The 19,428-nt window shown below is 71.7% G+C and carries 12 protein-coding genes, 1 tRNA gene and 1 pseudogene; 4 read left to right on the top strand and 10 right to left on the bottom strand.

Annotation, left to right across the window (positions count from 1 at the left end):
- Window positions 1-554 (top strand): annotated as a pseudogene (locus WN71_RS42515) (serine/threonine protein kinase); the annotation flags it as partial.
- Between the two features lie 16 nt (window positions 555-570).
- Here the strand turns inward: WN71_RS42515 and WN71_RS03715 are convergent.
- Both WN71_RS03715 and WN71_RS42510 read right to left on the bottom strand, forming a co-directional pair.
- Window positions 571-1,770: a hypothetical protein gene (locus tag WN71_RS03715; RefSeq protein WP_240529547.1), complete on the bottom strand. Its 1,200-nt coding sequence runs from the start codon at window positions 1,768-1,770 to the stop codon at window positions 571-573.
- A gap of 223 nt (window positions 1,771-1,993) precedes the next feature.
- On the bottom strand, window positions 1,994-2,122 hold the full coding sequence (locus WN71_RS42510) for a DLW-39 family protein (RefSeq protein WP_003999697.1): 129 nt from the start codon (window positions 2,120-2,122) through the stop codon (window positions 1,994-1,996).
- A gap of 338 nt (window positions 2,123-2,460) precedes the next feature.
- On the opposite strand from WN71_RS42510, the gene WN71_RS03710 reads away from it, so the two are divergent.
- Window positions 2,461-2,823, top strand: a complete 363-nt coding sequence (locus tag WN71_RS03710) for a DUF6344 domain-containing protein (RefSeq protein WP_206300005.1) — start codon at window positions 2,461-2,463, stop codon at window positions 2,821-2,823.
- A gap of 480 nt (window positions 2,824-3,303) precedes the next feature.
- Entirely contained in the window at window positions 3,304-4,122 is an 819-nt protein-coding gene (locus WN71_RS03705; protein ID WP_079177625.1) for a glycosyltransferase family 2 protein, read from the top strand.
- 87 nt (window positions 4,123-4,209) lie between these two features.
- Here WN71_RS03705 and WN71_RS03700 read toward each other — a convergent pair whose 3' ends face one another.
- The gene (locus tag WN71_RS03700; RefSeq protein ID WP_046583664.1) at window positions 4,210-5,421 is read right to left on the bottom strand and encodes an amidohydrolase family protein; all 1,212 of its coding nucleotides are present in this window, start codon (window positions 5,419-5,421) and stop codon (window positions 4,210-4,212) included.
- 511 nt (window positions 5,422-5,932) lie between these two features.
- On the opposite strand from WN71_RS03700, the gene WN71_RS03695 reads away from it, so the two are divergent.
- A complete protein-coding gene (locus WN71_RS03695; RefSeq protein ID WP_046583665.1) occupies window positions 5,933-10,021 on the top strand; it encodes an nSTAND1 domain-containing NTPase in 4,089 nt (1,362 codons plus the stop codon).
- A 261-nt stretch (window positions 10,022-10,282) separates the two neighbouring features.
- On the opposite strand, the gene WN71_RS03690 is transcribed toward WN71_RS03695, so the two are convergent.
- From WN71_RS03690 to gnd, 7 genes are all read right to left on the bottom strand, one after another.
- Window positions 10,283-10,359 (bottom strand) — tRNA-Ile (locus WN71_RS03690).
- Between the two features lie 99 nt (window positions 10,360-10,458).
- A complete protein-coding gene (locus WN71_RS03685; protein WP_046583666.1) occupies window positions 10,459-11,235 on the bottom strand; it encodes a DUF3566 domain-containing protein in 777 nt (258 codons plus the stop codon).
- Between the two features lie 17 nt (window positions 11,236-11,252).
- Window positions 11,253-13,847 (bottom strand): DNA gyrase subunit A, encoded by a 2,595-nt coding sequence (gene gyrA / locus WN71_RS03680; RefSeq protein WP_046583667.1) that lies wholly within the window; start codon window positions 13,845-13,847, stop codon window positions 11,253-11,255.
- 42 nt (window positions 13,848-13,889) lie between these two features.
- A complete protein-coding gene (gene gyrB, locus WN71_RS03675) occupies window positions 13,890-15,950 on the bottom strand; it encodes a DNA topoisomerase (ATP-hydrolyzing) subunit B (RefSeq protein WP_206300008.1) in 2,061 nt (686 codons plus the stop codon).
- A 710-nt stretch (window positions 15,951-16,660) separates the two neighbouring features.
- Window positions 16,661-17,221: a DciA family protein gene (locus WN71_RS03670; protein ID WP_046583669.1), complete on the bottom strand. Its 561-nt coding sequence runs from the start codon at window positions 17,219-17,221 to the stop codon at window positions 16,661-16,663.
- Window positions 17,218-18,339 (bottom strand): DNA replication/repair protein RecF, encoded by a 1,122-nt coding sequence (gene recF, locus WN71_RS03665; RefSeq protein WP_046583670.1) that lies wholly within the window; start codon window positions 18,337-18,339, stop codon window positions 17,218-17,220. Before recF ends, WN71_RS03670 begins: the two co-directional genes overlap by 4 nt.
- A 53-nt stretch (window positions 18,340-18,392) precedes the next feature.
- On the bottom strand, window positions 18,393-19,268 hold the full coding sequence (gene gnd, locus WN71_RS03660; RefSeq protein WP_046583671.1) for a phosphogluconate dehydrogenase (NAD(+)-dependent, decarboxylating): 876 nt from the start codon (window positions 19,266-19,268) through the stop codon (window positions 18,393-18,395).
- Between the last annotated feature and the right edge of the window lie 160 nt (window positions 19,269-19,428).

Raw genomic sequence — 19,428 nt, 5'->3', positions numbered from 1 at the left:
GACCCGGCCGGCCCGGCCCGCCGCCTGAAGCCCGTCCGCTCGAAGCCGGTCCGCTCGAAGCCCGTCCACTCGAACCCGGTCCGCCCACAGCCGCTCCGTCCGCCACCGGGGAGCCCGCGGCCCCGACCGCCGCGCCGCCCGTTCCGCCGCCCCCCGCGCGTCCCCCCACCGGCGCCGCCGCCCCCTCGGCCGCCTCCGCCCCGTCGGACACGGACGGCGGCTTCCCCCTGCCGCCCCCACAGCCCACCGCGACCACCCAGGTCCTGAGCCAGGAGGGTCGGACGCCCCTCCCGCAGCCCCCACACCTCCCGCACCCCGGCACCCCCTGGCAGCCCGCTGCGGCCGGGCGGGCGGACGGCCCCACCGCCGCGTACACCGCCGTCGCGCCGGTCGCTCCACGGATCCCGGCGGCCCCCTCCGAGCCACCGGAGGGGCGGGCCGCCCGGCGCCGGGCGCGCCGCCGCCCCGGGCCCCCGGCCAAGGTGGTCGTCCCGGTCCTGCTCCTCGCCCTCGCCTGCTACGCCGTCGGCTTCTGGGCGCTGGCCCGCATCTGAACCCGGTGCCCGGGGCTCAGGCCGGTGTCCCGCGCCGCAGCGCGAGCGTCCACAGCGCGAGGCCCAGCAGCAGCGCCGTACCGCCGCCGATGCCGCCGTACGCGAGCGCTCTCATCGCCGTGGTGCCGTCCGCGGACACCCCCGTGTCCGCCGCCCGCCGCTCGGCGGCGGAGACGGCGAACAGGCCCTTCGGCACCGACTCCCCCGCGTACGCCGGGCCGGGCTGCACCGTGCCGTCGATGCGCACCCGCAGGGTCACGGAGAACGGCCCGTCGCCGTAGGTCGCGGCCATCTGCGCGCTGAGGTGCACCACGAGGTAGTACGACCCCGCGAACCGCACCTCGCCGACCTGGTCGAGGACGCCGTTGCGGTTGGCGTAGCGGACGGGGGGCAGCGGGTCGAGCGCGGCCGACTTCGGGGAGCCGTCGTAGGAGAGCGCCGTGTCGGTCACGGGGCCGCGCGCGGGGTTGCACAGGGTGATCTCCAGGGCGCCACCCACATAACCGTGCCCGGTACCGGAACCGCCCAGCTCCGCGGTGGCGGACAACTGCCTGCCCCAGTCGACCGGCACTTTGTAGAAGAGGGTCTGACCGGGGGCGATGTCGTCCCGCCAGACGCCCTGCCCGAGCGGTGCCGCGGACGCGAACCCCGCCCCGCCGCGGCGGACCCGGGCGGCGCCGGCGAGCGGTTCGGGCGACGCGGAGTCCCAGGGCTCGGGCGAACCGGCCAGCGCGCCGCCCTGGAGCGGGGCCTCGGAGACCGGTGTGATCTCCAGCCCCCAGTCGCCGGAGGAGGAGCTGACCGCGTCGCGGCGCTCGACGACGACGTAGTAGCGGCCGGCGTCCCGGCACAGCGTGCGGCCGGGGGAGGTCTCGCGCGCCACGAGCGCGGTGACGGGGTGCGGACTGCGGCCGGGGCCGAAGCCCTCGGTGGACAGCGAGCAGGAGCGGCCGCCCCCGTCCTGCAAGGAGACCTTCACGCCGTCGGTCGCGGAGACGGACCCGCCGGCCGGGGGTACGGCGGTGACGGAGACGTACGCGGTGCTCCTCGCGTCCAGATCGACGCCGTAGTACACGGTGGTGCCCCTGGCCAGCGAGCTGCGGTACGAGGTCCCGAAGCTCAGCGCCGGGGCGTCCGTGGTGCCGTCCGCCCCGGTGACGGTGCGGTCCTGGGGGTCGTAGGCATAGGAGACGTCCGTGGCCGCCGCGGCGGGCACCGAGGCCGCGGCGCACAGGAGCGCGCCCAGGAGTGCGCCGCATCCGGACGCGACCCTGCGGGCTCCACCGCGCCCGTCCGCCCGCCGTCCCGCCCTGCCCCGTCGCGCCGCTTTACCCCGTCGCACCGTCACACGCCACCCCTAGGGCCTGTCGTCCGTCGTCGCGATATGCGAAACCCCGACCGCTGAGGCGGCCGGGGTCTTCAGAGTCGGATGTCGGTACTCACGAACCCGTGGGCACGGAGTCAGTCGCCTCCGTCCACAGATCCTGCTCGGCGCGATCCGCCTGGATCTGGCGGTACACGAGGAGCCCGCCGATGGCGGCCAGTGCGACCAGGAGAAGCTTCTTCACCGCGCGACCTCGTCTTTCCTTGACGTAGGGGACCTCTGGCGCCCGACTATACACACCGACCGATATCGATCGGTGACCTGCTTCCGGGTCCAACTGCCGCCCGGCTCACCGCCGTAGGAGCGGACTCCGGCGCTCCGATCGGAGGGTGATCACACCTCCACGGAACGTCACCTTTCACACCTTTTCCCTGGCTTTCCCGGCTTTTCTGGGCCCTTGCGGCCATCCGGGTGGTGTTCATCGGAACATCGACGCGCCACGGCCGGAGGTCCACCACTTCGTCGCCGCCATACACATCATGAGGAAAGTACGCAAATCGCCCAACCCGAAAGTGAGGGGCCATGGCCCAGAACAAGGTCATGAAGCTGTGGACCACCGTCGTCACCGCATTCCTCGCGCTGTTCTCGGCGCTCGGCCTGATCACCACGACCGCGGGAACCGCGGTAGCGCAGACCGGGACCGTCCGCAACAGCAGCGCGGCCTCGATCGTCCCCGAGACGGCGACACCCCACTGGCCCCGCTGCCACCCCCGGTCCCTGCCCCCCACGATGAAGCAGCGCATCCACGCCGAGGCCCACGGCTCGTCCCCCAGCTGCCGCCACCACTCGCTCGACGGTGATCGACTGAACCGCTTCCCGGGCCTGGCCGACACGCTGGACGAGATCTTCGCCCCGGCGGAACTCGCGGGCCGGCTCCAGCGCTGACAGGCGCTCACCCCCGGGCCTGATCTTCAGCTGCTCCTCCAGCTGTCGCACCGGCTGTCGCTCCAGCTGCTTCCCAGGCTGTCGCCCCGGCTGCTCCTCAGGCTCTCGCCCCGGCTGCTTCTCCCGCTGCTTCCCCAGCTCGTCGCACCGGCGGCTTCTCCTGCTCCTCCTTGCTCCCCTTTGCTCCTCCTTGCTTCTCCTCGGGCCGCTTCCCAGCCGACTGCCGGCTGCTTCCCGGCGGCTCCGCCATCAGCCCCTTTACTTTCACCCTTCACTCTCACCACTGCTTCACCCACGGCGAACTTGCGTACAGCTCTGCCGCGTACCAAAGGCCCAGCGACTCCCCGAGCCGCCGGGCCTTCGCCATGCCCGGAAACGGCCGGTCCGTTCGGCATCGCGCCAACGACCCCCCTCACACCGGCAGTTGGCGGTCCGTCATAGTCTGGTCGGACCCCCACCGGAAAGGTGGTGAGTGCCGCCGTGCCCCGGCGCATCACCGTCATCACCGCCGTCCACGCCCCCTCGGCGGGCTTCCTGCCGGAGGCGTACGCCTCCCTCCGCGCGCAGCGGCTGCCCGACGGCTGGGAGTGGCACTGGGTCGTCCAGGAGGACGGCCGGACGGACGGCATACGGCCCTACGTCCCCGCCGACGAGCGCGTCACGTTCCGCCAGGGCCGTCCCGGCGGTCCGGGGGTCGCCCGCACGATCGCCCTGGCCCAGGCCGAGGGCCCGTACGTGAAGATCCTCGACGCGGACGACCTGCTGACCCCGGGAGCCCTCGCCCGCGACCTGGCGGCACTGGAGGCGGACCCCACCCTCGGCTGGGCCACCAGCAGGGCCCTGGACCTGCTCCCCGACGGCACCACGGCCGGGTTCCCCGGGGATCCCGAGCAAGGGCCCCTGGAGCGCGGGGCCGTGCTCGCGCACTGGAAGGCCAATGACTGTCTGGCCCAGGTGCACCCGGCCACCCTCTTCGTCCGCCGGGAGCTGCTGCTCGCCCTCGGCGGCTGGATGGCGTTACCCGCCTCGGAGGACACCGGTCTGCTGCTGGCGCTGGACTCGGTGAGCCGTGGCTGGTTCACGGCCGAGCCGGGGCTGCTCTACCGGAAGTGGGAGGGCCAGGTGACCGGGCAGGCCGCCCATGTCGATCCCGGGGAACGCGAGACCCGCATGGCGGTGGTCGAGGCACGGGCCCACGCACTGACCGGCCTGGCCTGGCGCCATACGGCGGATGCCGGGGCGGAGGACACCGCGGTGCTCGCCTCGGCGGATGCCGGGGCGGTTGTCACGCCGGAGTGACCTCTCCTCGCGCACACCGCATGTTTCACGTGAAACATGCGGAGTGCACCGGACCGGAGGGCGAGACCACCGCCGACCGGGTACCCCTCAGGTGAACGACAGCCCCAGCATCCGGATCGCATTGCCCCGCAGCAGCTTGTACGTCACCTCGTCGGACAGTCCCGCCACATGCTCCTCCGCCACCCGCTTGGTCTCGGGCCAGGTCGAGTCGACATGGGGGTAGTCGGTCTCGAAGGTCGCGTTGTCCACGCCCACCGTGTCGATGGCCTCGATGCCGTGCCGGTCCCGGAAGAAGCAGCAGAAGATCTGCCGGTAGTAGTAGGTGGACGGCGGGTCGGGGATGAGGTCCTTCACCCCGCCCCAGGCCCGGTGCTCCTCCCAGACGTCGTCCGCACGCTCCAGGGCGTAGGGGATCCAGCCCATCTGGCCCTCGCTGTAGGCGAGCTTCAGGCGCGGGAAGCGCACCAGGACCCCCGAGAAGAGGAAGTCCATCATCGAGGCCATCGCGTTGTTGAAGCTCAGCGACGCCTGGACCGCGGGCGGCGCGTCGGGGGAGGCGGCGGGCATCTGCGACGAGGACCCGATGTGCATGTTGACCACCGTGCCGGTCTCCTCGCAGGCCGCGAAGAACGGGTCCCAGTAGCCGGTGTGGATCGACGGCAGCCCCAGATAGGTCGGGATCTCGCTGAACGTCACCGCCCGCACCCCGCGGGCCGCGTTGCGCCGGATCTCCGCGACGGCCAGGTCGACGTCCCAGAGCGGGATCAGGCAGAGCGGGATCAGCCGGCCGCCGCTGTTCCCGCACCACTCCTCGACCATCCAGTCGTTGTAGGCGCGCACGCACGCCAGGCCGACCTCCTTGTCCTTGGCCTCCGCGAAGGTCTGGCCGCAGAACCGGGGGAAGGTCGGGAAGCACAGGGACGCCTCGACATGGTTGAGGTCCATGTCCTTGAGCCGCTCGGCGGGGTCCCAGCAGCCGGGCCGCATCTGTTCGCGGGTGATGCCGTCGAGCGTCATCTCGTCCCGGGAGAAGCCGACGGCGGCGATGATGCGCTTGTACGGGAACAGCTCGCCCTCGTACTCCCACCAGTCGGTGAGCTGGCCCTCCGGATCGGTGGTGAACCGGTACTTTCCGCCTACGTAGGCGAGTTCGCCGATGCCCGCGGTGAACGGCTTCGGCCCGCGGTCCCGGTACTTGGCCGGGAGCCATGTCGCGAAGAGGTGCGCGGGCTCGATCACGTGATCGTCCACGCTGATGACCTTCGGGATCTCCCTTGCGCTGCTCGTGGTACTCGTCACGGCCGCCCTCGACTTCCCGCTGAGACTGAGACTCCGAGACTCACCAGATCTGATGGGTCGTCAGATTGTGTGCTGGCAGGCTAGAGCGGGGCCCGTGCAACGACAAGAGGCATCGGCTGAGAAGACCCACAACGAGAAGAACCGTCCGGCACCGGTCCCTCCCCTCGTGGGGACCGGTGCCGAACGGCGGGGGCGGCGTCTCGACCCGTGCCGAATCGGCGTGGCGGCACGGACGGAGCACGGCTCGTGCGGCGGGACCGGCACCGCCGTCCGCATCCCGGGCGGAAGTTGGCCGAGAACGTATGACGGCGTGGACGGTCCGCGTGGCGTGAGCTGGTGGCCTGTCCGGGCGTCGGCCCGGGTGAACCTCGATTGCGTCGTGATCCTGCCAGTTGAGGCTCCCGCGGAGGAGGCCCCCGGCGTCCTGTTCACCCCTTCGCCGCAGGTCAGCCGTATAAAGTGACTTTTCCGGTCCGGATGTCCCGCACGGCGGAAGTAAGGGGTCACGGCTTTGAGTGCCGACTCTGGGGCACGCACCGCCTTCGCGGAACGACTCGCGCTGCTGTACCGGGAAGCAGGCAACCCGCCGCTCAAACGCGTCTCCGAAGCGGTCGTACGGCTTCACCGGATCGACGAGCGGGGGCGCCCGGTACGGGTCTCCGCCCAGCGGATCAGCGACTGGCGGCGGGCCCGCAACGTGCCCGCCCAGTTCACGGTGCTCGCGGCGGTGCTGCAGATCCTGATCCCCGAGGCCCGCCGGGCGCAGCCCGCGCCGGTCTCCACCGGCCTGTACGACATGGCGCACTGGCAGCAGCTGTGGGAGCGCGCCGTGGCCGACCCGGTCGCCGCCGACCGCCCGAGGACCGCCGCCGGGAGCTCCGCCGAGGCTTCCCCCGAGGAGGACGCCGAACAGTCCCCGGCCGAGGCCCGGTCCGTGCCCGGCGTCTGCCCCTACCGGGGCCTGGCCTCCTACCGCGAGCAGGACGCCCGCTGGTTCTTCGGGCGCGAGCGCAGCACCGAGGCCCTGGTGGCGCAGCTGCGCACGGCCGAGCCGTCCGGCGGCGTGGTGATGCTGGTCGGCGCCTCGGGCGCGGGCAAGTCCTCCCTGCTGAACGCGGGTCTGGTGCCCGCCCTCCAGAACGGGGCGCTGGAGGCCGACGGCCTTGAGCGCGGGGCCGCGCGCGGCGTCCCCAGGACGGAGGTCGTCCCGCTGGTCCCCGGGGCCGACCCGCTCACCGAGCTGACCCACCGCATACCCGAGCTCGCCCCCGTCGTCTCGGGGGGCGGGGACCCGGGCGGCGCGGAGTTCGCCGCGCGGGTGCGGGCGGCGGTCGCCGCCTGGTCGGGGGCCGGGACGGCGTCCGAGACGCGGCCGGTGCTCATCGTGGACCAGTTCGAGGAGACCTTCACCCTCTGCCCGGACGCGGCCGCCCGGCGCACCTTCATCCGCGTCCTGCACGCCGCCGCGACACCGCCCGAGCCGACCGCCGCCCCCGCGGGGCAGGCCACCGCCGCCACCCGCGCCGGGCAGGCCCCCGAAGCCCCCGCCCTGGTCGTCCTCGGCGTCCGTGCCGACTTCTACGACGAGTGCCTCGACCACCCCGAACTCGCGGACGCGCTCCAGCACCGGCACATGGTGCTCGGCCCGCTGACCGGCGCCGGACTGCGGGAGGCGGTGACCGGTCCGGCCAGGGCGGTGGGCCTGGAGATGGAGCCGGGGCTCGCGGAGCTGATCGTCCGTGAGGTGAGCGCCGACGGCCCGCGCGGCGCGCACGACGCGGGCGTCCTGCCGCTGCTCTCGCACGCGATGCTCGCCACCTGGCAGCGGCGCAAGGCGGGCCGGCTGACCCTGGCCGGCTACCGCGCGGCCGGCGGCATCCAGGGCGCGGTCGCCGCGTCCGCCGAACGGGCCTGGTCGGGGCTCGACCCCGCCGCCCGCACGGCGGCCCGGCTGCTCCTGCTGCGCCTGGTGCGGCTCGGCGAGGACACCCAGGCCACCCGCCGTCGCGGCACCCGGCGCCGGCTCGCGGAGGAGTCGAGCGACCCGGGCAAGACCGAGGAGTCCCTCGAGGCGCTGGTCCGGGCCCGGCTGGTGACGCTCGACGCGGAGACCGTGGAGATCACCCACGAGGCGCTGCTGCACGCCTGGCCGAGGCTGCGCGACTGGATCGACGAGGACCGCAAGGACCACCTGCTGCGCCAGCGCCTGGAGGAGGACAGCCGGTCCTGGGAGGGCTCGCAGCGCGATGCCTCGCTGCTCTACCGCGGCTCGCGTCTGGAGCAGGCGCACGCCTGGGCGCGGTCGGCCGGGGACACCTTCCTGACCCGCAGCGCGGCCGAGTTCCTGGCCGCTTCGGTGCGGCTGCGGCGACGCACGGTGTGGCTGAGCCGGGCCGCGGTGTCCGCGCTGGTGGTGCTCGCCGTCCTGGCCGCGAGCGTCGCCGTGGTCGCCTTCCGCCAGCGGGACGAGGCCGTGTTCCAGCAGGTCATCGCGGAGGCCGACCGGGTCCAGTACACCGACCCGTCGCTCTCCGCCCAGCTCGACCTGGTGGCGCACCGGCTGCGGCCGGACGACGAGGGCACCAACAACCGCCTGGTCTCCATCGTCAACGCCGCGCTGGCCACCCCGCTGACCGGGCATACCGGCGCCGTCTACCTCACCACCTTCAGCCCGGACGGCAAGATCCTCGCGACCGCGAGCTACGACCGCACGGTCCGCCTGTGGAACGTCGCCGACCCCACCAGGCCGAAGCCCCTCGGCAAGCCGCTCGCCGCGAACGCCAGCTGGGTGAGCAGCGCGGTCTTCAGCCCCGACGGCCACACCCTCGCGAGCGCCGGGGACGACGGCACGGTCCGGCTCTGGGACATCCGTGACCCGGCCCACCCGCGTTCCCTCGGCGCCCCGCTGAAGGGCCGGGCCGGGACGATCTACCTGATCGCCTACAGCCCGGACGGCCGCACCCTCGCCGCGGCCACCGAGGACCACGTCGTACGCCTGTGGAACGTGGGCGGGACCGGCCGGCCGCGCCCGCTGGGCTCGCTGACCGGCTTCCACGCGGCGGTGCGCTCCCTGGCCTTCAGCCACGACGGCCGCACGCTGGCCGCGGGCGGCGACGACATGACGATCCGGCTGTGGGACATGACCCGGCCCGCGCGCCCGAAGCCGGTGGGCGAGCCGCTGACCGGGCACACCAACACGGTGCACTCCGTGACCTTCAGCCCGGACGACCGCACCCTCGCCAGCGGCGGCGCGGACGACACCATCCGGCTGTGGAACGTCTCCGACCCGCACCACGCCGGCCCGCTCGGCGGCCCGCTCACCGGCCACACCGGGCCCGTCTGGTCGGTGGCGTTCAGCCCGGACGGGACCATGCTCGCGGCGGGCAGCGCGGACAGCACGGCGAGCCTGTGGAACGTCGGCAACCCGGCGTACCCCTCGGAGGTGGGCGAGCCCCTCGCGGGCGCGAGCGGCGAGATGTACGCCGTGGGCTTCAGCCCCGACGGGCACACCCTGGCCACCGGCAGCGGCGACAACAAGGTCCGCCTGTGGTCGGTGCCGGCGTCCGACATGACCGGCCGGATCGGTGTGTTCCGCCCGGACGGCGAGGTGCTCGCCACGGCCGCGACCGACGGCCGGGTACGGCTGTGGAACGTCCGCGACCCGGACCGTCCCCGGGCCCTGGGCGGCCCGTTCATGCCCGGGTCGGGCGACGAGCGCTCGCTGGTCTTCTCACCGGACGGGCGCACCCTGGCGGTGCTCACCGGCAGCCACGAGGTCCAGTTGTGGGACGTCTCCGACCCCACGCACCCGGTGCCCGACGCCTCCCCCGTGGAGCTGCACAACCGGTACGCGGGCCCCGACGCGCTCGCCTACAGCCCCGACGGCCGCACCCTCGCCACCGCGTACGACGACCACACCGTCCAGCTGTGGGACGCCTCCGACCCGGCGCACCTGCGCCGCGCGGGTGCCCCGCTGACGGGCCACACCGGCTACGTCTACGCCCTGGCGTTCAGTCCGGACGGCCGGACCCTGGCCAGCGGCAGCGCCGACAACACCGTACGGCTGTGGAACGTGTCCGACCCGGGTGCCGCGAGCGCCGTCGGCGTCCCGCTCAGGGGCCACAAGGGGCCCGTCAACGCGCTCGCGTACAGCCCCGACGGCGAGACCCTCGCCAGCGGCAGCGACGACGGCACGGTACGGCTGTGGAACGTCGCCGACCCGGCGGCGGCGACCCGGCAGGACACCCTCTCCGGCCACACCGAGGCGGTCGTCTCGCTGACGTTCAGCAAGGACGGCCGCACCCTGGCCAGCGGCGGCAACGACGACACCGTACGGCTGTGGAACGTCACGTCCGCCTCGGCCGCGGACGCCATCGGCCAGTCCATGAGCCCCAACGCCCGTACGGGGAACTTCCTGTCGTTCAGCCCCAACAGCCGGATGCTGGGCGTCTCCAGCGGCTCGGACACCGTACGGCTGTGGAACCTGGACGCCGACCGGGCCGCCGCCCACATCTGCACGGTCACCCGTGGCGTCCTGACACCGCAGAAATGGCACGAGTACCTGCCGCGCCTGTCGTACGAACCCCCTTGTGACGACTGACTTCTGACAGCGCTTGCGTGATCCCGATCACAACTGATCGCCACCATCGAACACTCGGCCCCCACACCCCGGACGCCCTTGTTACTGTTGAGGAAGCCCGATCGCTGGTGCATCCCCCGTCGCCAGCGATCGGGCGCTTTCTTTTCCCCCGCCCGCTGTTTCGCCGGGCCTCCCCGCTCGCCCCTTCGCCCCGCGCCACCGCCGGCCGCCGCCCGGAAACGCCGAAGACCCCCGGCGCAAGTGGACCGGGGGTCTTCGTGCTGGTGGGGCTAACAGGATTTGAACCTGTGGCCTCATCCTTATCAGGGATGCGCTCTAACCAACTGAGCTATAGCCCCGCCGCGCTCTGCGGTGTGTGTCCCGCGCGCTGACTCCTGAAGATTAGCGCACGACGTGCGCAGTCCCAAAATCGATAGTCGCCACGGCCCCCGGAGGGGTCACTCGTCCTCGGCGAGCGTCAGCTCCACACCGCCGACGAAGCCCGCCGACAGGTTGTAGATGAACGCGCCGAGGGTCGCGAGCGCCGTCGCGAGGACGACGTCGATGACCGCGATGATCGCCGTGAACATCAGCACGTGCGGCAGCGACAGGAAGGTCTGGAGGTCGAAGCCGTTGGAGTCCGTGGAGCCGGTGGCCTCCGAGATGGTGCCGCCGACCGTGGAGAACACACCCATCGCGTCCATGACCATCCACAGCACCGCCGCCGCCACGATCGTGCAGATGCCGAGCGCGATGGAGAGCAGGAAGCTGACCTTCATCACCGACCACGGGTCGGCCTTCGCCACCCGCAGCCGCGCCTTGCGGGTGCGCGGCACGGTGCGCGCTCCCGTGCGGGGGCGCCGTACGGCGCCCGTGGCGGCGGCCTGCTGGGCCGGGTAGGCCTGCGGCGGGTGATAGGGCCCCGAGGCCTGCTGCGCCCGGCGCTCGCCCGGCAGCGGGGACGCCGACTGCGCGGCGGCCGCCTGCTGCTGGGCGGCCTGCGTGGTGCCCGGGGGCGGACCCGCCGGGTACTGCTGCTGCGCGCCGCGCCCGTCCGTCCCCGGGCCGCCCTGCGACCCCGGGCCGCCGGGCGCCGGCTGACCAGGCTTGATCGCCTGGAGGTTGGTCGTGTGCGTGTCCTGCTCGCGCGCGCTCGCGGCGGAGCCACGGCCGCCGCCGTCCGTCTCCGTACCCGTCGTGGTACCGGACGATCCAGCGCCCGTGGCTCCGCTCACGTGACTCACTCCTCGTGCTACTCGGCCGAGGGCGCCTCACCCTCGTCCGTGCCGATGGGCATGGTGCCCTCGACGCCCTCGTCCACGGCGTCGTCGCCGTCGACCTCCGTGGCCTCACGCCCCGCCTCGGCGTTACGTGCGATGCCTACGACGGCATCGCGCTTGCCCAGGTTGATCAGTTGGACGCCCATGGTGTCACGGCCCGTCTCCCTGACCTCGTTGACTCGCGTACGAATCACGCCACCGCCGAGCGTGATGGCGAGGATCTCGTCCGTCTCCTCGACAATCAGCGCGCCGACGAGGGAACCCCGGTCCTCCACGATCTTGGCGGCCTTGATGCCGAGGCCGCCGCGACCCTGGACGCGGTACTCGTCGACGGCGGTCCGCTTCGCGTACCCGCCGTCGGTGGCAGTGAACACGAACGTACCGGGCCGGACAACATTCATCGACAGGAGTTCGTCACCACCACGGAAACTCATGCCCTTCACGCCCGAGGTGGCCCGGCCCATGGGCCGCAGCGTGTCGTCCGAGGCCGTGAACCGGATCGACTGCGCCTTCCTGCTGATCAGCAGGAGATCGTCGTCCGCGGACACGAGTTCGGCACCGATCAGCTCGTCGTCGGAACCGTCCTCCTGCTCCCGCAGGTTGATGGCGATGACACCGCCGGAACGCGGCGAATCGTAATCCTTCAGAGGCGTCTTCTTCACCAGGCCGGCCTTGGTGGCCAGCACCAGGTAGGGCGCCGCCTCGTAGTCGCGGATCGCGAGGATCTCCGCGATGGCCTCGTCCGGCTGGAAGGCCAGCAGGTTGGCCACGTGCTGACCGCGCGCGTCCCGCCCGGCGTCCGGCAGTTCGTACGCCTTGGCCCGGTACACCCGGCCCTTGTTGGTGAAGAACAGCAGCCAGTGGTGCGTGGTGGAGACGAAGAAGTGGTCGACGATGTCGTCTTCCTTGAGCTTCGTCCCGCGCACGCCCTTGCCGCCGCGCTTCTGCGCCCGGTAGTCGACGGTCTTGGTCCGCTTCACGTAGCCGCCGCGCGAGACGGTGACCACGATGTCCTCCTCGGCGATGAGGTCCTCGATGGACATGTCGCCGTCGTAGGGCACCAGCATGGTCTTGCGGTCGTCGCCGAACTTCTCGACGATCGCGGCGAGCTCGGCGCTGACGATGCCGCGCTGGCGCACCGGCGAGGCCAGGATCGCGTTGTACTCGTTGATCTTCGCCTGGAGCTCGTCGTGCTCCTGGATGATCTTCTGGCGCTCCAGGGCGGCCAGCCGGCGCAGCTGCATCTCCAGGATGGCGTTGGCCTGGATCTCGTCGATCTCCAGGAGCTGCATCAGGCCCGTGCGCGCGATCTCGACCGTGTCGCTGGCCCGGATCAGCGCGATGACCTCGTCGATGGCGTCCAGCGCCTTCAGCAGGCCGCGCAGGATGTGCGCGCGCTCCTCGGCCTTGCGCAGCCGGAAGCGGGTCCGGCGCACGATGACCTCGATCTGGTGCGTCACCCAGTGCCGGATGAACGCGTCCAGGGAGAGCGTGCGCGGAACGCCGTCGACCAGCGCCAGCATGTTGGCGCCGAAGTTGGTCTGGAGATCCGTGTGCTTGTACAGGTTGTTCAGCACGACCTTGGCGACCGCGTCACGCTTGAGCACGATCACCAGGCGCTGGCCGGTGCGCGACGACGTCTCGTCGCGGACGTCCGCGATGCCGCCGACCTTGCCGTCCTTCACCAGGTCGGCGATCTTCTGCGCGAGGTTGTCGGGGTTGGTCTGGTACGGCAGTTCCGTCACCACCAGGCACTGGCGGTTCTGGATCTCCTCGACCTCGACGACCGCGCGCATGGTGATCGAGCCGCGGCCCGTGCGGTAGGCCTCCTCGATGCCCTTGCGGCCGACGACGAGGGCGCCGGTCGGGAAGTCGGGGCCCTTGATGCGCTCCATGAGCGCGTCCAGCAGCTCCTCGTGGGAGGCCTCGGGGTTCTCCAGGTACCACTGGGCGCCCGCCGCGACCTCGCGCAGGTTGTGCGGCGGGATGTTGGTGGCCATGCCGACCGCGATGCCGGCCGAGCCGTTGATCAGCAGGTTCGGGAACCGGGCCGGCAGGACGGTCGGCTCCTGGGAGCGGCCGTCGTAGTTGTCCGTGAAGTCGACGGTCTCCTCGTCGATGTCGCGGACCATCTCCATCGACAGCGGCGCCATCTTGCACTCGGTGTAGCGCATGGCGGCGGCCGGGTCGTTGCCCGGCGAGCCGAAGTTGCCGTTGGAGTCCACCAGCGGCATCCGCATCGACCACGGCTGCGCGAGGCGGACCAGCGCGTCGTAGATCGAGGAGTCGCCGTGCGGGTGGTAGTTGCCCATGACGTCGCCGACGACGCGGGCGCACTTGTAGAAGCCGCGCTCGGGGCGGTAGCCGCCGTCGTACATGGCGTACAGGACGCGGCGGTGGACGGGCTTGAGTCCGTCGCGGACGTCGGGCAGCGCGCGGGACACGATGACGGACATCGCGTAGTCCAGATAGGAGCGCTGCATCTCCGTCTCGAGCCCGACGGGCTCGACACGCATCGCGACTTCGCCGCCCTCTTCAGGGGTGACGGGAGTGTTCTCGTCGGCCATTGCTGGTGAAGATCCTTCCCTGTGCGGTCAGCTGAGACCGACTCAGATGTCGAGGAAGCGGACGTCCTTGGCGTTGCGCTGGATGAACGCGCGGCGGGCCTCGACGTCCTCGCCCATGAGCACCGAGAACAGGTCGTCGGCCTGGGCGGCGTCGTCGAGGGTGACCTGGCCGAGGACGCGGTGCTCCTGGTCCATGGTGGTCACGCGCAGCTCCTCGGCGTTCATCTCGCCGAGGCCCTTGAAGCGCTGGATGGAGTCCTCGCGGACGCGCTTGCCGCGCTGCCGGCCCATCTCGATCAGGGCGTCCCGCTCGCGGTCCGAGTAGGCGTACTCGGTGTCGTCCCGGCCCCACTTGATCTTGTAGAGCGGGGGACGGGAGAGGTACACGTGCCCGGCCTCGACCAGCGGCCGCATGAAGCGGAACAGGAAGGTCAGCAGCAGGGTGGAGATGTGCTGGCCGTCGACGTCGGCGTCCGCCATCAGGATGATCTTGTGATAGCGGAGCCGCGAGATGTCGAAGTCCTCGTGCACGCCGGTGCCGAACGCGGAGATCAGCGCCTGGATCTCCTGGTTCTGCAGGATCTTGTCGATCCGCGCCTTCTCGACGTTCAGGATCTTGCCGCGGATCGGGAGGATCGCCTGGTACTGCGGGTTGCGGCCGGACTTGGCCGAGCCGCCGGCGGAGTCACCCTCGACGATGAAGATCTCGCACTTGGTGGGGTCGTTGGACTGGCAGTCGGAGAGCTTGCCCGGCAGGGACGCCGACTCCAGCAGGCCCTTGCGGCGGGTGAGGTCGCGGGCCTTGCGGGCCGCCACGCGCGCGGTGGCCGCCTGGATGCCCTTGCGGATGATGTCCGCCGCCTCGTTCGGGTTGCGGTCCAGCCAGTCGTTGAGGTGCTCGTAGACCGCCTTCTGGACGAAGGTCTTGGCCTCCGTGTTGCCCAGCTTGGTCTTCGTCTGGCCCTCGAACTGCGGCTCGCTCAGCTTCACCGAGATGATCGCCGTCAGACCCTCGCGGATGTCGTCACCCGTGAGGTTGTCGTCCTTCTCGCGCAGCAGCTTCTTGTCGCGCGCGTACTTGTTGATCAGGCTGGTGAGCGCCGCGCGGAAGCCCTCTTCGTGCGTGCCGCCCTCGTGGGTGTGGATGATGTTGGCGAACGAGTACACGCCCTCGCTGTAGCCGCTGTTCCACTGCATGGCGACCTCGAGGGACAGGCTCTTGTCCTTGTCCTCGGCCTCCAGGTCGATGATCGTCGGATGCACCACCTCTCCCTTGCGGGAGTTGAGGTACTTCACGTAGTCGACGATGCCGCCCTCGTAGTGGTACGTGACGCTCTTGACCTCGGCCTTCTCGTCGGCTCCGGCCTCGTCGGCGCCGCTGGTGGCCTTGGCCTGCTCCCGCTCGTCGGTGAGCTTGATCGTCAGGCCCTTGTTGAGGAACGCCATCTCCTGGAAGCGCCGCGAGAGCGTCTCGAAGGAGTACTCCGTGGTCTCGAAGATGTCGCCGTCGGCCCAGAAGGTGACCGAGGTGCCGGTCTCGGCGGTCTCCTCGTGCTGCGCCAGGGGAGCGGTCGGGACGCCCATCTTGTAGTCCTGCGTCCAGCGGTGGCCGTCGGTGCGCACCTCCACGGCGACCTTCGACGACAGGGCGTTCACCACGGACACGCCCACGCCGTGCAGGCCGCCGGAGACCGCGTAGCCGCCGCCGCCGAACTTGCCGCCCGCGTGCAGCACGGTCAGCACGACCTCGACCGCCGGCTTGCCCTCGGACGGGACGATGCCCACCGGGATGCCACGGCCGTTGTCGACGACGCGCACACCGCCGTCGGCCAGGATCGTCACGTCGATGGTGTCCGCGTGGCCCGCCAGCGCCTCGTCGACGGAGTTGTCCACAACCTCCTGCACCAGGTGGTGCAGGCCGCGCTCGCCGGTCGAACCGATGTACATACCGGGTCGCTTGCGGACCGCGTCCAGACCCTCGAGGACGGTGATGGCGCTGGCGTCGTACGAGGCGGTGACCTCGCTGCTCGACGAGGTCACCGCGCCGGACTCGCCGGCGTCGGTGGACGGGATGTTCTCGTTGGGGTTGCCGGAATCGGCCACGAAGCGCCCTTTCTGGCACAGCACGAGCCGGGCTCCTGGGGGTGCCCCCTCCGGGGAGGGTTGCCGGAGCGGCTGCGGCATGTTGCGTTGGTAAGCCTTGTCAGCGTTGCTCAGCTTTTCCCGGACGGTCCCCACGGTTGGGGCGGGATTGTGTTCCAGTCTACCGGTAGCACTGACAGTGATGGGGGTTTGCCGGTACCTGAGTCCCCATGTGCCGCCCTCAACCGGCCTCTCCCGACTCCCGATATACGGAAGGGGGCTCCAAGAGGCTCACGGAGGCACTCAGCGCTTCGAGGTGTCAACCCTTGGCTACTCGGGCGTCACAACACTCGCTGCACACATGTTCGAGCACGGACGGAAGGGGCGCGGGGGTCGTTCGCGGGGCGGCCGAGGCCGGTCCCCGGCGCCGGGCAGGAGATGTCCAGCGAGCACGTATGCGCAGGTCAGAGGCCATGCCGTAAGGCTCGGGGGTGGTTCGGACGCCGCGCCCGCATCCCCTCGCGGCGGCCCGGGGGCCGCCGAGGGATCCTCCACCGGGCCTCGATGCGGGCTCGGGGCGCCGCCGGGAGGTGTCCGACCGGGCCCGCGGAACCCCTCGGGGAGCGATCGCCGGCTCGTCCACAGCCTGTGCACAAGCAACGCGCAGGGGGTCCCGGGCGCGGCCGGAGCGCCAGGTGGGAGAGGTCCGCCCGCGTCAGATGTGACGGAGGTCACCCATAGGTGTCGCCGGGACCCGTGCTGCCGGGGGCCCGCAGCGGGCCGTAACGGCGGGCGGGGCCGCCCGGACCGTTCACCTTGATCAGCCGTACGGTGCCGTGCCCCAGGTCCTCGTTGAGCCGCGCGACCAGGGTCGGCACGAGCAGCCGCAGGTTGGTCGCCCAGGCCGTGGAGTCGCAGCGCACGATCAGCACCCGCTCGTCCTCGTCGTACCGCTCCGGCTCGCAGTGCTTGGCGACGTCCTCGCCGACGATCTGCGGCCAGCGGCCCATCACCCCGCCGACCGCCGCCGGGGCCTCCCAGCCGCGCTCGGTCAGCAGCCGGTTGATCGCGGCGCCCAGCGCCATCGGGTCACGCCCGTCGGCACGCGCGCCGGAGCGCAGCCCACCGCCGCGCCGGGCCTGCTTGCGCTGCTGGGCCGCGTCGCCGCGCGCACGGGCCGCCTCCTTGGCCGCCCGCAGCGCCACCCGCGCCAGATCGACACCGGAGGGCTCGGCGGGCTGGGGGGCGCCGGACCGCTCGCGTGGGCCCTCGGGTGAGATGTCGCCGCTCATGCCCGCTCCACCGCCCCGTCCGACACCCGGTACCGGGTCCCCACGAGCACATGCGGTACGTCGTCGTCGACGGCCGCGGTCACCAGGACCTGTTCGCCGGGCGCGACCAGCTCGGCCAGCCGCTCGCGGCGCCGCGCGTCCAGTTCGGCGAAGACGTCGTCGAGGATCAGCACCGGCTCGTTGCCCTCGGCGCGCAGCAGGTCGTACGACGCCAGCCGCAGCGCCAGCGCGTACGACCAGGACTCGCCGTGGGAGGCGTACCCCTTGGCCGGCAGCTCGCCGAGCTTGAGCACCAGGTCGTCGCGGTGCGGGCCGACCAGCGTGACGCCCCGCTCGATCTCCTGCTTGCGGGCCTCCGCGAGCGCGGCCATCAACTGCTCGTAGAGGTCGGCGCGGGTCTGTGCCTCACCGGACGCCGAGGGCTTGTACTCCAGCCCGACCGGGCCGCCGCCGGGGGCCAGCTGCTCGTACGCCTTGTCGGCCAGCGGCTGCAGCGCGGCGATCAGGTCGAGGCGCTGGGCGAGCAGTTCGGCACCCGCGTGCGCGAGATGCTGGTCCCACACGTCCAGCGTGGACAGGTCCATGGAGCGCCCGCCGTGCCGCCGGGCCAGCGCCGCCGTCTTGAGCAGGGTGTTGCGCTGCTTGAGCACCCGCTCGTAGTCGGAGCGGACGCCCGCCATCCGCGGGGAGCGCGCGGTGATCAGCTCGTCGAGGAACCGGCGCCGCTCCCCGGGGTCGCCCTTGATCAGGGCGAGGTCCTCGGGCGCGAACAGCACGGTCCGTACGATCCCCAGCACGTCCCGGGGCCTGACCTGCGAGGACCGGTTGATCCGGGCGCGGTTGGCCTTGCCGGGGTTCAGCTCCAGCTCGACCAGCTGCTGCCGCTCGCCCTGCCGGACCTGGGCCCGGACGATCGCGCGGTCGGCGCCCATGCGCACCAGCGGCGCGTCGGAGGCGACCCGGTGGCTGCCGAGGGTGGCGAGATAGCCGATCGCCTCGACGAGGTTGGTCTTGCCCTGCCCGTTGGGGCCGACGAAGGCGGTGACGCCCGGGTCGAGCGGTACCTCGACCCGGGCGTACGAACGGAAGTCGGCCAGCGAAAGATGCGTGACGTGCATGGTCGTTCGCCGACCTCCCTCAGCGGCTGTGGATCGCGGGGCGACCCTGTGGACTACTTCTTCTCTACGGCGTGGCCACCGAACTGGTTGCGCAGCGCGGCGATCATCTTCATCTGCGGCGAGTCCTCCTGCCGCGAGGCGAACCGGGCGAACAGCGACGCGGTGATCGCGGGCAGCGGCACCGCGTTGTCTATCGCGGCCTCCACCGTCCAGCGGCCCTCGCCGGAGTCCTGCGCGAAGCCCCGGAGCCTGTCGAGGTGCTCGTCCTCGTCGAGGGCGTTCACCGCGAGGTCGAGCAGCCAGGAGCGGATGACGGTGCCCTCCTGCCAGGAGCGGAAGACCTCCCGGACGTCCGTCACGGAGTCGACCTTCTCCAGCAGCTCCCAGCCCTCGGCGTACGCCTGCATCATCGCGTACTCGATGCCGTTGTGGACCATCTTCGCGAAGTGGCCCGCGCCGACCTTGCCGGCGTGCACGGCGCCGAAGTCGCCCTCCGGCTTGAGGGCGTCGAAGACCGGGAGCACCTTCGCGACGTTCTCCGCGTCGCCGCCGTACATCAGCGCGTAGCCGTTCTCCAGGCCCCAGACGCCGCCGGAGACACCGCAGTCGACGAACCCGATGCCCTTGGCGGCGAGTTCCGCGGCGTGCTTCTCGTCGTCCGTCCAGCGGGAGTTGCCGCCGTCGACCACCACGTCACCGGGCTCCAGCAGCTCGGCCAGCTCGTCGATCGTGGACTGCGTCGGCGCCCCGGCCGGGACCATGACCCAGACCACGCGCGGACCGCTGAGCTTGCCCACAAGCTCCTCGAGGCTGTGGACATCGGCGAGGTCCGGGTTGCGGTCGTATCCGACGACGGTGTGGCCTGCGCGGCGGATCCGCTCGCGCATGTTGCCGCCCATCTTGCCGAGGCCGACGAGACCGAGCTCCATCAGTTGGTTCCTTAGGTCGCGGTGTGACGTGGGGGCACATTCGTACCCGTGTCCGAGCCTAAACCCGGACCCTTACGCACACCTGTGGGCATACGCGCTCATTCGTATGCCCCGCTCAGGGCCACTGAAGGGTGCGGCCGGCCACGGTTCCGCGGCCGGC

Source organism: Streptomyces mangrovisoli (assembly GCF_000974985.2).
Taxonomy (GTDB): domain Bacteria; phylum Actinomycetota; class Actinomycetes; order Streptomycetales; family Streptomycetaceae; genus Streptomyces; species Streptomyces mangrovisoli.
The sequence above is the reverse complement of the archived record's forward strand: the minus strand, read 5'-3'. Positions and strand labels throughout refer to the sequence as shown.